This is a genomic window from Nonomuraea dietziae (assembly GCF_014195505.1).
GTDB classification, from domain to species: domain Bacteria; phylum Actinomycetota; class Actinomycetes; order Streptosporangiales; family Streptosporangiaceae; genus Nonomuraea; species Nonomuraea roseola.
This window is the reverse complement of sequence record NZ_JACIBV010000001.1, coordinates 439,846-452,373: the sequence shown is the minus strand read 5'-3', so window position 1 is coordinate 452,373 and position 12,528 is coordinate 439,846. Positions and strand designations below refer to the sequence as shown.

19 protein-coding genes and 1 pseudogene are annotated in these 12,528 nt (G+C 67.0%); 8 read left to right on the top strand and 12 right to left on the bottom strand.

Features of this window, described 5'->3' with window-relative positions; all coding sequences use genetic code 11:
- Nucleotides 1-12: 12 nt before the first annotated feature.
- The 5 genes from FHR33_RS02330 (at nt 13) to FHR33_RS02310 (ending at nt 3,144) form a co-directional block, all read left to right on the top strand.
- Nucleotides 13-441: a hypothetical protein gene (locus tag FHR33_RS02330; RefSeq protein ID WP_183642819.1), complete on the top strand. Its 429-nt coding sequence runs from the start codon at nt 13-15 to the stop codon at nt 439-441.
- A 255-nt stretch (nt 442-696) separates the two neighbouring features.
- Nucleotides 697-1,134 (top strand): hypothetical protein, encoded by a 438-nt coding sequence (locus FHR33_RS02325; protein WP_183642816.1) that lies wholly within the window; start codon nt 697-699, stop codon nt 1,132-1,134.
- Nucleotides 1,135-1,136: 2 nt separating this feature from the next.
- Entirely contained in the window at nt 1,137-1,361 is a 225-nt protein-coding gene (locus FHR33_RS02320) for a helix-turn-helix domain-containing protein (protein ID WP_183642814.1), read from the top strand.
- Nucleotides 1,362-1,431: 70 nt separating this feature from the next.
- Nucleotides 1,432-2,142, top strand: coding sequence for a DUF4386 domain-containing protein (locus FHR33_RS02315; RefSeq protein ID WP_183642811.1), 711 nt, complete (start codon nt 1,432-1,434; stop codon nt 2,140-2,142).
- Between the two features lie 30 nt (nt 2,143-2,172).
- Nucleotides 2,173-3,144 (top strand): NAD(P)-dependent alcohol dehydrogenase, encoded by a 972-nt coding sequence (locus FHR33_RS02310; RefSeq protein ID WP_183659832.1) that lies wholly within the window; start codon nt 2,173-2,175, stop codon nt 3,142-3,144.
- Between the two features lie 27 nt (nt 3,145-3,171).
- Here FHR33_RS02310 and FHR33_RS02305 read toward each other — a convergent pair whose 3' ends face one another.
- On the bottom strand, nt 3,172-3,633 hold the full coding sequence (locus tag FHR33_RS02305) for a VOC family protein (protein WP_183642808.1): 462 nt from the start codon (nt 3,631-3,633) through the stop codon (nt 3,172-3,174).
- Nucleotides 3,630-4,217 (bottom strand): DinB family protein, encoded by a 588-nt coding sequence (locus FHR33_RS02300; RefSeq protein WP_183642805.1) that lies wholly within the window; start codon nt 4,215-4,217, stop codon nt 3,630-3,632. Before FHR33_RS02300 ends, FHR33_RS02305 begins: the two co-directional genes overlap by 4 nt.
- A 60-nt stretch (nt 4,218-4,277) precedes the next feature.
- Between FHR33_RS02300 and FHR33_RS02295 the strand changes: the two genes are divergently transcribed.
- The gene (locus FHR33_RS02295) at nt 4,278-5,276 is read left to right on the top strand and encodes a helix-turn-helix transcriptional regulator (protein WP_183642802.1); all 999 of its coding nucleotides are present in this window, start codon (nt 4,278-4,280) and stop codon (nt 5,274-5,276) included.
- 216 nt (nt 5,277-5,492) lie between these two features.
- Here FHR33_RS02295 and FHR33_RS02290 read toward each other — a convergent pair whose 3' ends face one another.
- Both FHR33_RS02290 and FHR33_RS49685 read right to left on the bottom strand, forming a co-directional pair.
- Complete coding sequence (locus FHR33_RS02290; protein WP_183642798.1) at nt 5,493-5,777, bottom strand: putative quinol monooxygenase; 285 nt, start codon at nt 5,775-5,777, stop codon at nt 5,493-5,495.
- A 473-nt stretch (nt 5,778-6,250) separates the two neighbouring features.
- Nucleotides 6,251-6,463, bottom strand: coding sequence for a hypothetical protein (locus FHR33_RS49685; protein ID WP_183642796.1), 213 nt, complete (start codon nt 6,461-6,463; stop codon nt 6,251-6,253).
- Here FHR33_RS49685 and FHR33_RS53125 point away from each other — a divergent pair.
- Nucleotides 6,396-6,854: an aldo/keto reductase gene (locus FHR33_RS53125; RefSeq protein ID WP_376773088.1), complete on the top strand. Its 459-nt coding sequence runs from the start codon at nt 6,396-6,398 to the stop codon at nt 6,852-6,854. The genes FHR33_RS49685 and FHR33_RS53125 overlap by 68 nt on opposite strands.
- Here FHR33_RS53125 and FHR33_RS53120 read toward each other — a convergent pair.
- Both FHR33_RS53120 and FHR33_RS02270 read right to left on the bottom strand, forming a co-directional pair.
- Nucleotides 6,742-6,978: an aldo/keto reductase gene (locus FHR33_RS53120; RefSeq protein ID WP_183659831.1), complete on the bottom strand. Its 237-nt coding sequence runs from the start codon at nt 6,976-6,978 to the stop codon at nt 6,742-6,744. The genes FHR33_RS53125 and FHR33_RS53120 overlap by 113 nt on opposite strands.
- A gap of 107 nt (nt 6,979-7,085) precedes the next feature.
- The gene (locus tag FHR33_RS02270) at nt 7,086-7,697 is read right to left on the bottom strand and encodes an NADPH-dependent FMN reductase (RefSeq protein WP_183642793.1); all 612 of its coding nucleotides are present in this window, start codon (nt 7,695-7,697) and stop codon (nt 7,086-7,088) included.
- Between the two features lie 104 nt (nt 7,698-7,801).
- Between FHR33_RS02270 and FHR33_RS02265 the strand changes: the two genes are divergently transcribed.
- Entirely contained in the window at nt 7,802-8,446 is a 645-nt protein-coding gene (locus FHR33_RS02265) for a TetR/AcrR family transcriptional regulator (protein WP_183642791.1), read from the top strand.
- 143 nt (nt 8,447-8,589) lie between these two features.
- Here FHR33_RS02265 and FHR33_RS02260 read toward each other — a convergent pair whose 3' ends face one another.
- The 6 genes and pseudogenes from FHR33_RS02260 to FHR33_RS02240 form a co-directional block, all read right to left on the bottom strand.
- Nucleotides 8,590-8,835, bottom strand: coding sequence for a Tn3 family transposase (locus tag FHR33_RS02260; RefSeq protein WP_183642788.1), 246 nt, complete (start codon nt 8,833-8,835; stop codon nt 8,590-8,592).
- A 46-nt stretch (nt 8,836-8,881) separates the two neighbouring features.
- Nucleotides 8,882-9,247: a Tn3 family transposase gene (locus FHR33_RS53115; protein WP_376773276.1), complete on the bottom strand. Its 366-nt coding sequence runs from the start codon at nt 9,245-9,247 to the stop codon at nt 8,882-8,884.
- Nucleotides 9,195-9,365: pseudogene (locus FHR33_RS53110) on the bottom strand (Tn3 family transposase); the annotation flags it as partial. The gene FHR33_RS53115 and the pseudogene FHR33_RS53110, both read right to left, overlap by 53 nt.
- A 200-nt stretch (nt 9,366-9,565) precedes the next feature.
- Entirely contained in the window at nt 9,566-10,153 is a 588-nt protein-coding gene (locus FHR33_RS02250) for an isochorismatase family protein (protein WP_183659830.1), read from the bottom strand.
- A 298-nt stretch (nt 10,154-10,451) separates the two neighbouring features.
- Entirely contained in the window at nt 10,452-11,033 is a 582-nt protein-coding gene (locus FHR33_RS02245) for a TetR/AcrR family transcriptional regulator (protein WP_183642783.1), read from the bottom strand.
- Nucleotides 11,020-12,450, bottom strand: a complete 1,431-nt coding sequence (locus FHR33_RS02240) for an FAD-dependent oxidoreductase (RefSeq protein WP_221240885.1) — start codon at nt 12,448-12,450, stop codon at nt 11,020-11,022. Before FHR33_RS02240 ends, FHR33_RS02245 begins: the two co-directional genes overlap by 14 nt.
- Between the last annotated feature and the right edge of the window lie 78 nt (nt 12,451-12,528).

Here is a 12,528-nt window from a genome sequence, read left to right as displayed (position 1 = left end):
GGACACATCAGCATGTACAAGCACGTCATCCCGGTGCTGACCGCCGCCACCACGGGCCTGCTCCTGTTCGCGGGACCCGCCGCCGTGGCCTCGTCATACCAGACGCCCGTCAACGCCGCCGGGCGGTCGTCCGCCGACTTCCCGGAGCCGGACAAGGGCCAGAAGGGATTCTCCGGATGGGAGCGCGTGGTCTCACCGCTCACGAGCGTGGCACCGGGGCAGCTGGGGAGGGTCGTCGAGGTGTCGTGCGGCGAGGGCAAGCGAGTCCTCGGCGGCGGCCACATCATCGAGTCCGGAAACCGCGTCCAGGACCGGGACGTGCATGTGGTCGCGAGCCGGCCCAACGAGGCGGGCAACGCGTGGCAGATCGGGATCACGAACCTGTCCGCCATCAGCTACGGCGTCAAGGCCTACGCGATCTGCGCCAACGTGGGCCAGTGACGCGAGACCGCGCCGCTCACGTGCGTAGGCATGCCCGCCAAGCCCGCGACATGGGCTGAGCAGGGACCGTCACCTCGCCGGCCGGGCACTTCCGGTCGGCGGGGCGACGCGCGTTTCGGCGGAAACCGCCTGGTCAGGGCGGACAACAGGGAACACCGCTTCCGCAGCCAACGCGGCGACCCCCCAGGAGAAGTTAAGAATCGTTGACATCATGTCCGCCCTGCTTTACGTTGAACCATGTCAGGTTTGTTTTACATGGGAGCAGGCACGGACATGTCATTCGAAGAAAAACGCGCATGGATCTATGCCGCGATCGCGGCCGGCGTTCCCGTGATCTACTTCGCGCTCATCCTGCGCCAGATCCCCACCACCGACGTCACACAGATCGCCTACGTGGGCCCCATGCTCGCCGCCATCGGCGCCGCCATCGCCGCCAACATCATCACGACCATCGCCGCCGCGCTCGCCTCCCCCAAGGAAGCCGACAAAAAGGACGAACGCGACAAGCAGATCAACCGGCTCGGCGAACACATCGCGTTCTACGTCATGAGCATCCTCGCCCTCATCCCACTCGGCCTCACCATGGCCGAATCCGCCCCCTTCTGGATCGCCCACACGCTCTACCTGGCATTCGTCCTGTCCGCACTCACCTCGTCGATCGTGAAGATCGTCGCGTACCGCCGAGGCCTCTGACCGTGCCCAAGCCCACCAAAGTCACCAACTCCATCCGAGCCCTGCGCTTCACCCACGGCGAGATGACACAGGCCGACCTGGCCGAACGCATCGGCGTGACCCGCCAAACCATCATCGCCATCGAACAGGGCCGCTACTCCCCCTCACTGGAAGTGGCCTTCCAGATCGCGCGGGTCTTCCAGGTGCCGCTCGACGACGTCTTCCAATACCCCGACACCCAGACATAGCCGCCACACCCCCACCCGGCGCACGAGCAAACCGCCTCGCCGCCGGCCGTACCCGAAACCACGGAGAGTCATGCGCTCACCCCAGCGCCTCGCCAGAACCGCCGGACTGCTCTACCTGATCGTCGCCCTCTTCGGCGGCTTCGCCCACCTCTACGTACGCGCCAACGTCTACGCCCCCGGCGACGCCACCACCACCGCGCACAACACCGCCACCCACGCCGGCCTCGTCCGCGCAGGCTTCGTCGCCGACCTGATACAGGCCCCCTTCTTCCTCCTGGTGGCCATGGCCCTCTACCTCCTCCTCAAACACGTCAACGCCAACGTCGCCCGCGCCATGGTCACCCTCGTCGCCATCGCCGTCGCCATCACCTGCCTCAACATGGTCCACCACCTCGCCGCCCTCCTCCTCGCCACCCAGACCCCCTACACCAACGCCCTCGACCCCCACACCTCCGACGCCCTGGTGCTGCTCATGTTCGACCTCCACCACCACGGCTACCTCATCGCACAGATCTTCTTCGGCCTGTGGCTCCTGCCACTGGGATACCTCACCTACACCTCCCGCCTGTTCCCCCGACCCCTCGGCGTCCTCCTCATCGCCGGATGCGCCGGCTACCTCCTCGACACCCTCACCCTGTTCCTGGCCCCGGACCTCGGAGCGGCCCTGAACCCCTACCTCGTCACCCCCGCCGCCATCGCCGAGATCACCATGCTCTTCTGGCTGCTCGTCAAAGGCGTGAAAACCCCGCAACAGGACGGCCAAGCCCCCCTCCCCGCCTGAACCACACCGAAAGGCAACGACGTGACGACCATGAAAGCGATCTTCCGAGACACCTACTGCTCACCCGACGCGCTGAAACTCGGCGACATCGACAAACCCACCATCGGACACGACGACGTGCTCATCCGCGTCCACGCCGCCGGCGTCGACCAGGGCGCCTGGCACCTGATCACCGGCCTGCCCTACCTGCTCCGCCTGGCAGGCTACGGACTACGCACCCCCAAAACCCGCATACCCGGCCACGACGTCGCAGGACACATCGAAGAAGTCGGCGAGAACGTGACCCGCTTCCACCCAGGCGACGAAGTGCTCGGCACCTGCCACGGCTCCTTCGCCGAGTACGCCGGCGCCCACCACGACACAATCGTCCTCAAGCCCTCCACCATCACCTTCGAACAGGCGGCCGCGCTGCCCGCCTCCGCCTGCGCCGCCCTCCAAGGCCTCCGCGACAAAGGACGACTCCAGCCCGGACAGAAAGTACTGATCACCGGAGCAGGCGGCGGCGTCGGAACCTTCGCCGTACAACTGGCCAAGGCATACCAAGCGCACGTCACAGGCGTCTGCCGCACGACCAAGACAGAACTGGTCCGATCCATCGGCGCCGACGACGTCATCGACCACACCCGCGAAGACTTCACCGACAGGCCAGACCGCTACGACCTCATCCTCGACACCGCAGGCAACCGCCCCCTCACCCACCTACGACGCGCCCTCACCCCCACGGGCACACTCGTCATCGTCGGAGGCGCGCACACAGGACGATGGACAGAAGGCGCCGACCGCCAACTCCGAGCCGGAATACTGTCACCCTTCACCCGCCACAACCTGACCGGACTGATGTCGACACCCCGCCGACAAGACCTGCAGACCCTGACAGAACTCATCGAGACCGGCAAACTCACGCCGATCATCGACAGAACATACCCACTGAGCCAGGCCCCGCAGGCCCTCCACCACCTGAGAAGCGGCCACGCGAGCGGCAAGATCACCCTCACCGTGTGACCCGCGGCCACACCAAACCGAGCCACGTCAGTCCAGGCAGAACTCGTTGCCCTCAGGGTCGGTCATCACGATGAAACCCGCGCTCATCGGAGGAGCAGGCTCGTGGCGACGCACCCGCCTCGCACCCAGCCCGACGAGCCGATCACACTCGACCTCCAACGCCGCCATCCGCTCCTCCCCCCGCAGCCCAGGAGCCGCACGAACGTCCAGATGAACGCGGTTCTTGGCGACCTTGCCCTCCGGCACCTGCTGGAAGAACAACCGCGGCCCCCGCCCGTCCGGATCCTCAAGCGCCGAACTCGAGTTGCGCTGCTCCTCCGGCACACCCACCCGCGCGAGAAACTCATCCCACGCCGCCAGCGGATCGGCACCCCCCGGCAGATCGACCCCAGGCGGGCCGGGATGGACATAACCCAGAACGTCGCGCCAAAAGCACGACAACGCCCGCGGGTCACGCGCATCGAAAGTGACCTGAATGTCGCGGCTCATCGATCTTCTCCGTTCGTCACAGACTTCGTATGCACGTAGAGGTCCCGCAGCAGGCAGACCTCGGACAGATGGTGAATCAGCTCCCGATGAACATGCAGCACCAGATCCGCCATGGGCGCCTCGGGAAAGGGCTCCTTCTCCCCCACCGCAACCCGAAGCCCGACCTCGCCCAAGCCCCCCACCCCCGCCAGCCAAACCTCCAGCTGAGCCTCGAGCTGGCCGAGCGCGGCGGCCGCGCCACCGGCGTACTCCCACGACTCATACGACGCCGCCGGCGCGCCGAAATGCGCCGCGTTGCGCGCGGCCAGCACACCGACGACCACATGACCGAGCCGCCACGCGATCGTCGTGAAAGCCGCAGGAACCGGCTCAGGAAAGGCATAGTCCAACGTGAAGTCCCCAGCCCCCACCTGCACAGGCGCCGCCGAACTACCACGCGGCCGCACACTCCAGGCATCCGGCACCGGCGACCAGAAATACTCCTCGTCGGTAAGGCCCTCGAGCCGGGCCCGAACCTGATGATTCCAGTGGAACTCCCACTGCTCACGCAGCGTCCGGTTCCAGTCCAGTTCGTCCGCATCCATGAAACCACCCTGACACCCCTAGCGGACAGCATCGGTCCGCTATCTGGCAGGCTTGGCCACATGGACCCGGCAACCAGCCAAGAACGGGGAACGACAGAGCGAGTACTCACCCTCCTCGGACTCCTGCAGCAGCGCCAGGTCTGGACCGGCCCCGAACTCGCCGACCGGCTCGGCGTCACACCGCGCACCGTACGCCGAGACATCGAGCGACTACGCACACTCGGCTACCAGGTACAAGCCAGCCAAGGCGTCGGCGGCGGCTACCAACTCGGCCCAGGACAAGACCTGCCACCCCTGCTCCTCGACGACGAAGAGGCGATCGCCACCGCGGTCTCCCTGCTCACCGGCGCAAGCGACGCCATCGCCGGCGCCGGCGACGCCGCACTCCGCGCACTGACCAAGCTCGACCAAGTCCTCCCCACCCGGCTACGACACGAAGTACGCGCACTCTCCGCCTCAGTCGAGTCCTTCGGCGGAGGCCGCACACCAGCCGACCCCGACATACTCATGACGCTGGCCAAAGCCTGCCGCGACCAGGTCGAAGCCGGCTTCGACTACCCGTCAGCAGGCCAGACACGACAACGACGCGTCGAGCCCTACCGCCTGGTCGCCTCCGACCGCCGCTGGTACCTCCTCGCCTACGACCTCGACCGCGACGACTGGCGCAACTTCCGCGTCGACCGCATGACCCATGTGTCCGCACGGACCTGGCACTACCACCCACGCCCGGCCCCCGACGCGGCCGCATACGTCCAGGAGAGCGTCGCGAGCCGGGTCTACCCCCACCAGGCGCGCTTCCTCGTGCACGCCCCCGCCGACACGGTGCGCGCACAGATTCCACCCTCGGCGGCCGTCGTACGACAACGCGGGAGCGAACTCTGCGAAGTGATCAGCGGCGCCGGCAGCCTCGACTTCCTCCTCATGCACGTGCTCCTCCTGGGGCACGACTTCGAGGCACTCGACCCCCCGGAACTAAGAAAGCGCTGCCACGCACTGGCGGAGAAACTCCTGTCAGCCGGTGCGACCACCTCACCGGCGCCGGACACGGAGGAGCCATGAACCGCGCCGCTCCCGACGCGATGAGATCACCCGCTACATGCAGATGGGAACGCAGACCAGCCTGCCCTGCCAGAACCAGCACCGCTCGCACGGATCGAACCCCCGCTCACCCTCCGCCGCGACCGAGGCCCCCTCCATCCCCAAGGCGCCAGCAGACTCGAGAGCTCCCCCTCATCGCCCACCTCGACAGCACGCGCCCAGGCCCACCCCGGCCCGTCAGGCAGGGCCGACACCTGCGATCTCATAGCGAGCCACCTCAGCGGCGCGAATCACCGCCGCCTGGTCGTCGCTCGGCCCGGAGCCGCGGAAGGCGTCGAGACTCTCCCCGGACTCCCACCGCTCATAGACATTGATCCGGCCTGCCTCGACGAGGTCGGCGCTGAGCGCGAAGTCGAGACAGCCGGACGAGGCCCGCGCCTGTTCGACCACGCTCACACAGCCCCGCAGGTAGTCGTCGCGGCTATCGGGATCGACACTGATCCAGCCCGAAATGATGATCAAGCCGCCATCATAGGAACCGCCCGTGTCCGCCTGTCCCCTTGTTGCTGTGGTTGCTTGGGTCGTGGCTTTGAGGTGTAACAGCCGGGCGCCTTTACAAAGTAGATCAATTCGCTCAGCACGTCGCGGCCTCGGCGGCAGGGGGTCGATCTTGCTTCCGGTTCAGTGACGGCGCCCGTTCAGGCTGGTCGGGGCCACAGGTCCGCACCATGCCCTTCTCCCTACTGCGCAGGTTGCCCCCTATAGCCACTCCCCTCCCCCGAGGAGCCGTCGGCCAGGGAGTTCGAGCAGCTCTTCCACCTGGACCACCATGCTCCGGACTCCGCACGCTCCCCTGCGCCGTGCTCCATGGTTCGCGGCCCGCCGCACCCAGCAAAGTGCTGTGCTCTGGTGGGCCCGGCTGATCGTGATGCCCCGCCGTACGGCTTGGGCCGGGCGGGGCGTCGCGGACGGGGTCGGAGAATCTCAGGTTCTACTCAGGTTGCGTTCACCCAGTGCGCCGCAACCATGGTGCGCCCGTCGCCAGTGCTGAGGACCGAGGCCGAACCGTTTTGCCCGATGCGGTATGCGTGGAGTTGCAGGGTGTCCCCGACGGCGAAGGTGTGCAGGACACTCTGCCCGATGGTGTTCTGGAAGACGACGTCCGAGGCCTTGATGCCGCTGATGGCTTCGCTGCCAGCGATGAGCACGCCGCTCACTCCGTCGCTGGAGGCCAGCCTGCGGAGACTGGGCACCGACTACCTCGACCTGTACTGGGTCTACCTGTGGGACAGGCATACCTCGATCGAGGAGACCATGCGGGTGCTGGATGATGCCGTACGGGCCGGAAAGATCCTCTACGTCGGCATGTCGGGCCCCGGCCTGCGTCATCGTCCACGCCAACACGCGACTGGACCCCGTTGGCGGCCATTCAAGCGCCCTGCCTTTCCAGGTGTGTGGGAGGTCTCCTATCACGCCCGCCTGTACATCAGCGGGCCCCGAGACGCTGAGCGTCACCACGGCGCTGTTCAACGAGGTTCTTGCGGTGGCTGCCGGCGCCGTCGGGGTCGCCGCCGTCGCGCGAGACCGAATACTTGCTAGCCACCACGAACCGATCGCGGCGACCCGCCAGCAGTTCGCCCAGGATGGTCTCGCCCCGGCCGCCGGAGTAGAAGTTCGCGGTGTCGATACCGTTGCCACCCGCTTCGCCGTACAGGTCGAGAATGCGACGGGGCCTCCTGCGGCGAGGAGCCGATCTGCTCCTCGCCGCAGGTCAGCGCGCCGAGTCGGAGACCCGCAGTCCGGTGTGGCCCAGCGACCGGTGGCGCATGGTCACGCGGCCACCGCCTGACCGGCTGCCGCACGCAGCGGCTTGAGTGCCCGGGACCAGGCGATCACCTCGTCGAACAGCTCGTTCAGGGTCGGCTCCTGGTGCGGGCCTGGGGCAATGATGCCGGGCTCGGCCGGGTCGGTGATCTCGAAGTCGGTGAAGACCGACAACGCCACCTGGGTGCGCACATTGGCCACCTGGAGCTCCGTCATGACCTGCCGCAGGTGCTCCACGGCACGCACGCCGCCGTGCACCCCGTGGCTGACGAAACCGGCCGCCTTGTTGTTCCACTCGGCGAACAGGAAGTCGATGGCGTTCTTCAGCGCGGCCGGGGCCGAGTGGTTGTACTCGGGGGTGACGAAGACGAACCCGTCGAACGACGCGATCGTCTGGGCCCACTGGTTGGTGTGGGCGTGGTGGTAATCGCCGAACAGCGCGGGCAGAGGCTCGTCAAGTACCGACAGCCCGCATTCGGCCAGGTCGACAACCTCGAACGTCGCCTCCCCTGCGGTGACAGCGGGGTGACGGTTGGCGACCTCGGCGACCCAGCGGGCCGCGACCGCGGTACGGCGGCGCGGGCGGGTGCTGCCGATGACAATGGCAATCCTGATCATGTTTGTCACTCCTCATTGCTGACCGTGGTGGCCCGGCATGAGGTAAAGTACAACGTGCATGGCAAAAAGTAAAACGATGACTGTAAAACTGCAGGAGGGTCTGGATGACCAGGGAAAACACCGCAAAGACGCACCCTCGCGGCAGGCTGACCGGTAAGCGGCAGGCGATCCTGGACGGCGCCCTGACGGTGTTCGCCCGCGAGGGCTTCACGCGCGCCAGCATCGACGCGATCTCGGCTGAAGCCGGAGTATCCACCCGGACTATCTACAACCACTTCACCGACAAGGCCGGGCTGTTCCTGGCCGTGATTCAGGAGAGCGCCACTCGGGCGGCCGACGTGCAGATCGCCGTCATCGACCGCCATCTACGCAAGGTCACCGATGTGGAGGCCGACCTCATCGAGTTCGGCCTGGACTGGGTGACGCCGAGACCCGACAGCGCCGCCCACTTCTCCCTGGTCGCACAGATCAACGCCGAAGCGGGCCACATTCCTCAGGAAGCGATCGATGCCTGGCAGCAGACCGGGCCGCGCCGCGTCCGCCGTGAACTGGGCGGTCACCTGCGACAGATGGCCGACCGGGGGTTGCTGCGGATCGACGACCCCGACCGTGCGGCCCTACACCTGTTGCTGCTGATCTCAGCCGAACTGCCGGCCCACCACGCCGCTCTGCCCACCGATGAGCTCACCAAGACAGTCGCTGCAGGCATCCACACCTTCCTGCACGGCCACCTCCGCCGAGACGGGTAGATGGCCGGCGAAGCCGGCCTGTGCGATCGATTCGGGGCCGACCAGGCCGGGGTGCAGACGGTCCGCAGTACGCTATTCCGGTTCGTGGCGCCGCACACCCGAATCCGACCAGGTCGACGGGACTGACACCGCCAAGCTGTGATCTATGCCTGATCGCCTGTACGGGCTGGACCGGTGTTCTCGCCGAGAGACAGATGCTTCGCGACATCGAGCCGGACCTCGCCAAAGGGCTGGACATGCTGCCAGAACAAGGGTGTCAGCCCACGCCGGCCGGCAGGCTTGAGCAGCTTCGCCATGGTGGAATCGGCGTAGACGTCTTGCAGCATCAGCGTATTGATGTAGACGAACGCCGCCTGGAGGATCCGCAGGCACAAGACGGTCAGATCCAACTCTCGCGCCGGTTGGTGGCAATGTCGCCGCCCTTGCCGTAGAAGATCACCGAGTTTCCTCCGTTGGAGGACTCCACGATGTTGACCCTTCCTGGATCTCCCGATGCGGCTCGCACAGCCGCAGGTAGCGGGCGACGAAGATGGTCTTCTGCGCGCGGCCGACCTCCAGCATGGCCCGGTAGGCCGGGTGGGAGGCGGAGTCGGCGAACCGGCACAGGATGGCCTCGGTGAAGGCGGTGCCCTGCTTGATGGCGGTCGTGTACGTGATCATCTGCTCGTAGTCCTGTTCGATCAGATGCCAGCGGATCGACCGGGTCAGCCGGGGTCCGTCGCGCAGACAGATCGCCCTCGCCGCTCTCCACCCGATACAGCTTGACCTTGTTGATCTGCTTGATGCGCGGCAGCAGGTCAAAGCCCAGGAGCATGGTCACCCCGAACCCGATTTCCGTTTGGCCGTGTGAGTCGACGTAGTTGCCCTCGACCTTCATGGTGGTGCCGTGCCGTACCGCGCCCTCGATCATCGCGTGCACCTCCGGAGGCCGACGCGCGCAGGGTCTGGGAGTGCACTACGAACGGTCCATAGGCCGAATCAGGGGTTCCGGTAGCAATAGCGAAATTTCCAACGGATATGCAGGTCGGAGCCCTGTAAGCCCCTTCGAGCTCAGCCTGGAGGACGGGCCGCTGACCTGCATATCTGTTGTTTCCTGCCGCCGTATCAACGGGACCTCGTTCAGGCGACGACAGGTTCGCCGCTCAGCGCGACACCGGCCTGGCGCAGCTCGTCGAGGGCGGTGCGTGTGGTGTCGGCCGCGACGCCGGCGGTGTAGTCGAGCAGGACCCGCACTGTGAAGCCCACGCGCGCTCCGTCCAGAGCGGTGGCCTTCACGCAGTGATCGGTCGCGATGCCGACGACATCGAGGTCGGCGATGTCACGGGCCTTCAGCCAGGCTGACAGTGTCGTGCCGTCCTTGGTCGAGCCCTCGAAACCGCTTTTGGAGGCGGAGTTCGCGCCCTTGAAGAAGATCTCGTCGACGTGTCCGGAGTCGACGGCGGGTGCGAAATCCGGATGGAACTCGCTTCCCTCGCTGCCGACGACGCAATGCACGGGGAAGGAGTCCTGGAAGTCGGGGTTGTCGGAGAAGTGGGCGCCCGGGTCGATGTGGTGGTCACGGGTGGCAACGACGAAGGCATACTGACCATCGGCGCGCTGGACCAGCTCGGCGATGGCGGCGGCTCGGTCCGCGCCACCCTTCACCGGAACGCTGCCGCCCTCACAGAAGTCCTTCTGCACATCCACGATGATCAGTGCACGACTCACGGAAAATCCTCTTCCCTCGGGTGAACCGCGGCGAATCACCCTTCCGCCGGTGGGCGGGCACGCCTCTCGCCGGACGTTCACCGACCGGCGAGGCGTGCATGGCAACACGGTTCACCGCTCCAGATTCGGGCGACATTCGCCCGAATGTGACTTTGAGTGTAACTATACTCACCATACGTGGTCACATGGTGATGACAGAAGGGCTGGACGAGTAAGTCCTAAGTCAGGGTTAGTGGTCGTAGGCGATCAGTGATCGGGATGGGCCGGCCGGTGGCGCGGTTGTGCCAGGTGGCGGCGGTCAGGTGGCTGTCGGCGTTCGATGGTGGGCCAGGAGAGCCCGTACGGCGGTGCGGATCGGCTCGCCCGGGGCGTCGGGGATGCCAGTGGTGAGGGCGGTGAACAGGATGCCCAGTACGCTCATCTCCAGGAGCATGGCGTCGTCCTGGCTGATGTCGATTCCGGCGGCGCGGCATTGGCGGACGATGAGGTCGCTTCGGCCGTGCAGGGCGTCGGTCAGTGTGTGTCGCAGGCGGGGATTTCTGGTGCTCTCCAGGTGCAGCTCGAACAGGGCCAGCGGATCGTGCCGGCCCCCGGTCAGCATCGTGGTCAGGACGGCGACCAGCGCCTCCTCCAGATCGGCGGGTGAGATCGGCCGGACAGTGTAGGCGTCCACGCGTTCGCCGAGCCGGCGGGTGATTCGCTCGATGACCCCGTCGAGCAGGGCGTCGCGGGTGCGGAAGTAGCGCGAGGTGGTGCCGGCCGGCACAGCGGCGGCGGTGTCGACGGCTCTGTGGGTCAGCCCGCGTGACCCCTGCTCGGCCAGCACCGTGATGGCCGCGTCTGCCAGGTGGTCGCGGCGCTGTGGGTTAGGCGGCGGCATGGATACCTTCTCCGTTGGGGTGGTCGGCCGGGCCACACCATTTCACCAGAGCCGCTTCGATACCGTTGTGATCTCCGGCCCAGGCCACGTAGCCGTCCGGGCGGATCAGCGTCGCCTCGGACCGGGTGCCGGCAAGAGGTCTGGCCGCCCGTACGCGATTGCGCCAGGAGGTCGGCACGCCCTTGTCCGAGAGCAGGACGAAGGTGCCGGCGCGCAGCACTTCGTACAGGCGGCCCGCATCCGTCGGGCCGTCGGCTGCGCGGCGCCCGGCCAGCGGGTGGGCGCCCGGCTCGCCTGGCGGGTAGGCGAACTCCAGGCCGGACAGCCTTCCGAGGATGCGGCGGCGGCCGGGACCGGTGTGGAGCAGGGTCGCCATGACGCGCCGGTTGATCTCCAGGCGTACTCGTGAGCCGCTGAGCACCAGCCCGGTGAGGTGGTCGGTCATGGCAAGGACAGCGGAGCCGACGGGGTGCCGTTCGGCGTGGTAGGTGTCGAGCAGCCAGGGTGGGGCCCAGCCGTGCAGTGTGGCGGCAAGCTTCCAGCCCAGGTTGGCGGCGTCCAGGATGCCGGTGTTCATGCCCTGGCCGCCGATGGGTGAGTTCACATGGGCGGCGTCCCCGACGAGGAAGACCCGCCCTGATCGGTAACTGCGAGCCTGGCGGCGTTCGGCGGTGAAGCGGGAGAACCAGCGCGGCTCGCTCATGTCATAGTCGGTGCCGGCGATGTGCCGGAACGCCTCGCGGATCTGGGCGAAGTCCGGGTTGCTCTGTTGTTCGCGCAGCCATGCGCCGACCCGGAACCAGCCGTCGCCGAAGGGAAGGGTCACCACCACGCCCTGGGTGCCGACCTGTGTGATGGGTGGCGGCTCGAAGGTGGGGATGCGGACGTCGGCCAGCAGCAGGGGCAGGCTGTAGGCCGCGCCGGCGAAGCCGACGTCGACCAGGTCGCGGACAGTGCTGTGGGCGCCGCCGGCGCCGATGACGTACCCGGCCTCCAGTTCGCCTCCAGCCTCGAGCCTCAGCCGTACGGAGCCGGCGTCCTGGGTCAGTCCGACCACATGAGCGTTGCGGCGGATCTGTACGCCGAGTTCGGCGACGCGCTGCTGAAGGAGCTTCTCGGTGCCGTTCTGAGGCACGAGCAGCAGCATCGGGTACCGCGTGTCGAGCCGCCCGAAGTCGACCCGTGAGGCGTAGGCGGGATACACCGTCCTGAGGGGGTTGCCTTCCGCGACCAGTTCGTCGCCCATGCCTCGCGCGTCCAGGAGCTCCAGGGCGCGGGCGTGCAGACCGAACGCTCGGGTGATGTTGGACGCGCTGTCGCGCTTGTCCAGGATCGTGCAGGACACGCCCGCCAGTGCCAGCTCGCAGGCGGCCATCAGCCCAGTGGGGCCGGCCCCCACGATGACAACGTCATGCATGACACTCTCCATTCGCTACATCTGTATCGCTACATTTATAGCGCATGGGTGCCGTTCGCCGAGAACTCTCCCGTCGGG

Bases quoted from the DNA above. Each gene is read 5' to 3' on its own strand.
- FHR33_RS02330 (WP_183642819.1), top strand. From the start codon at position 13: ATGTACAAGCACGTCATCCCGGTGCTGACCGCCGCCACCACGGGCCTG.
- FHR33_RS02325 (WP_183642816.1), top strand. From the start codon at position 697: ATGGGAGCAGGCACGGACATGTCATTCGAAGAAAAACGCGCATGGATC.
- FHR33_RS02315 (WP_183642811.1), top strand. From the start codon at position 1,432: ATGCGCTCACCCCAGCGCCTCGCCAGAACCGCCGGACTGCTCTACCTG.
- FHR33_RS02310 (WP_183659832.1), top strand. From the start codon at position 2,173: ATGAAAGCGATCTTCCGAGACACCTACTGCTCACCCGACGCGCTGAAA.
- FHR33_RS02305 (WP_183642808.1), bottom strand. From the start codon at position 3,633: ATGAGCCGCGACATTCAGGTCACTTTCGATGCGCGTGACCCGCGGGCG.
- FHR33_RS02300 (WP_183642805.1), bottom strand. From the start codon at position 4,217: ATGGATGCGGACGAACTGGACTGGAACCGGACGCTGCGTGAGCAGTGG.
- FHR33_RS02295 (WP_183642802.1), top strand. From the start codon at position 4,278: ATGGACCCGGCAACCAGCCAAGAACGGGGAACGACAGAGCGAGTACTC.
- FHR33_RS53125 (WP_376773088.1), top strand. From the start codon at position 6,396: ATGGTGTTCTGGAAGACGACGTCCGAGGCCTTGATGCCGCTGATGGCT.
- FHR33_RS02270 (WP_183642793.1), bottom strand. From the start codon at position 7,697: ATGATCAGGATTGCCATTGTCATCGGCAGCACCCGCCCGCGCCGCCGT.
- FHR33_RS02265 (WP_183642791.1), top strand. From the start codon at position 7,802: ATGACCAGGGAAAACACCGCAAAGACGCACCCTCGCGGCAGGCTGACC.
- FHR33_RS02245 (WP_183642783.1), bottom strand. From the start codon at position 11,033: ATGCCGCCGCCTAACCCACAGCGCCGCGACCACCTGGCAGACGCGGCC.
- FHR33_RS02240 (WP_221240885.1), bottom strand. From the start codon at position 12,450: ATGCATGACGTTGTCATCGTGGGGGCCGGCCCCACTGGGCTGATGGCC.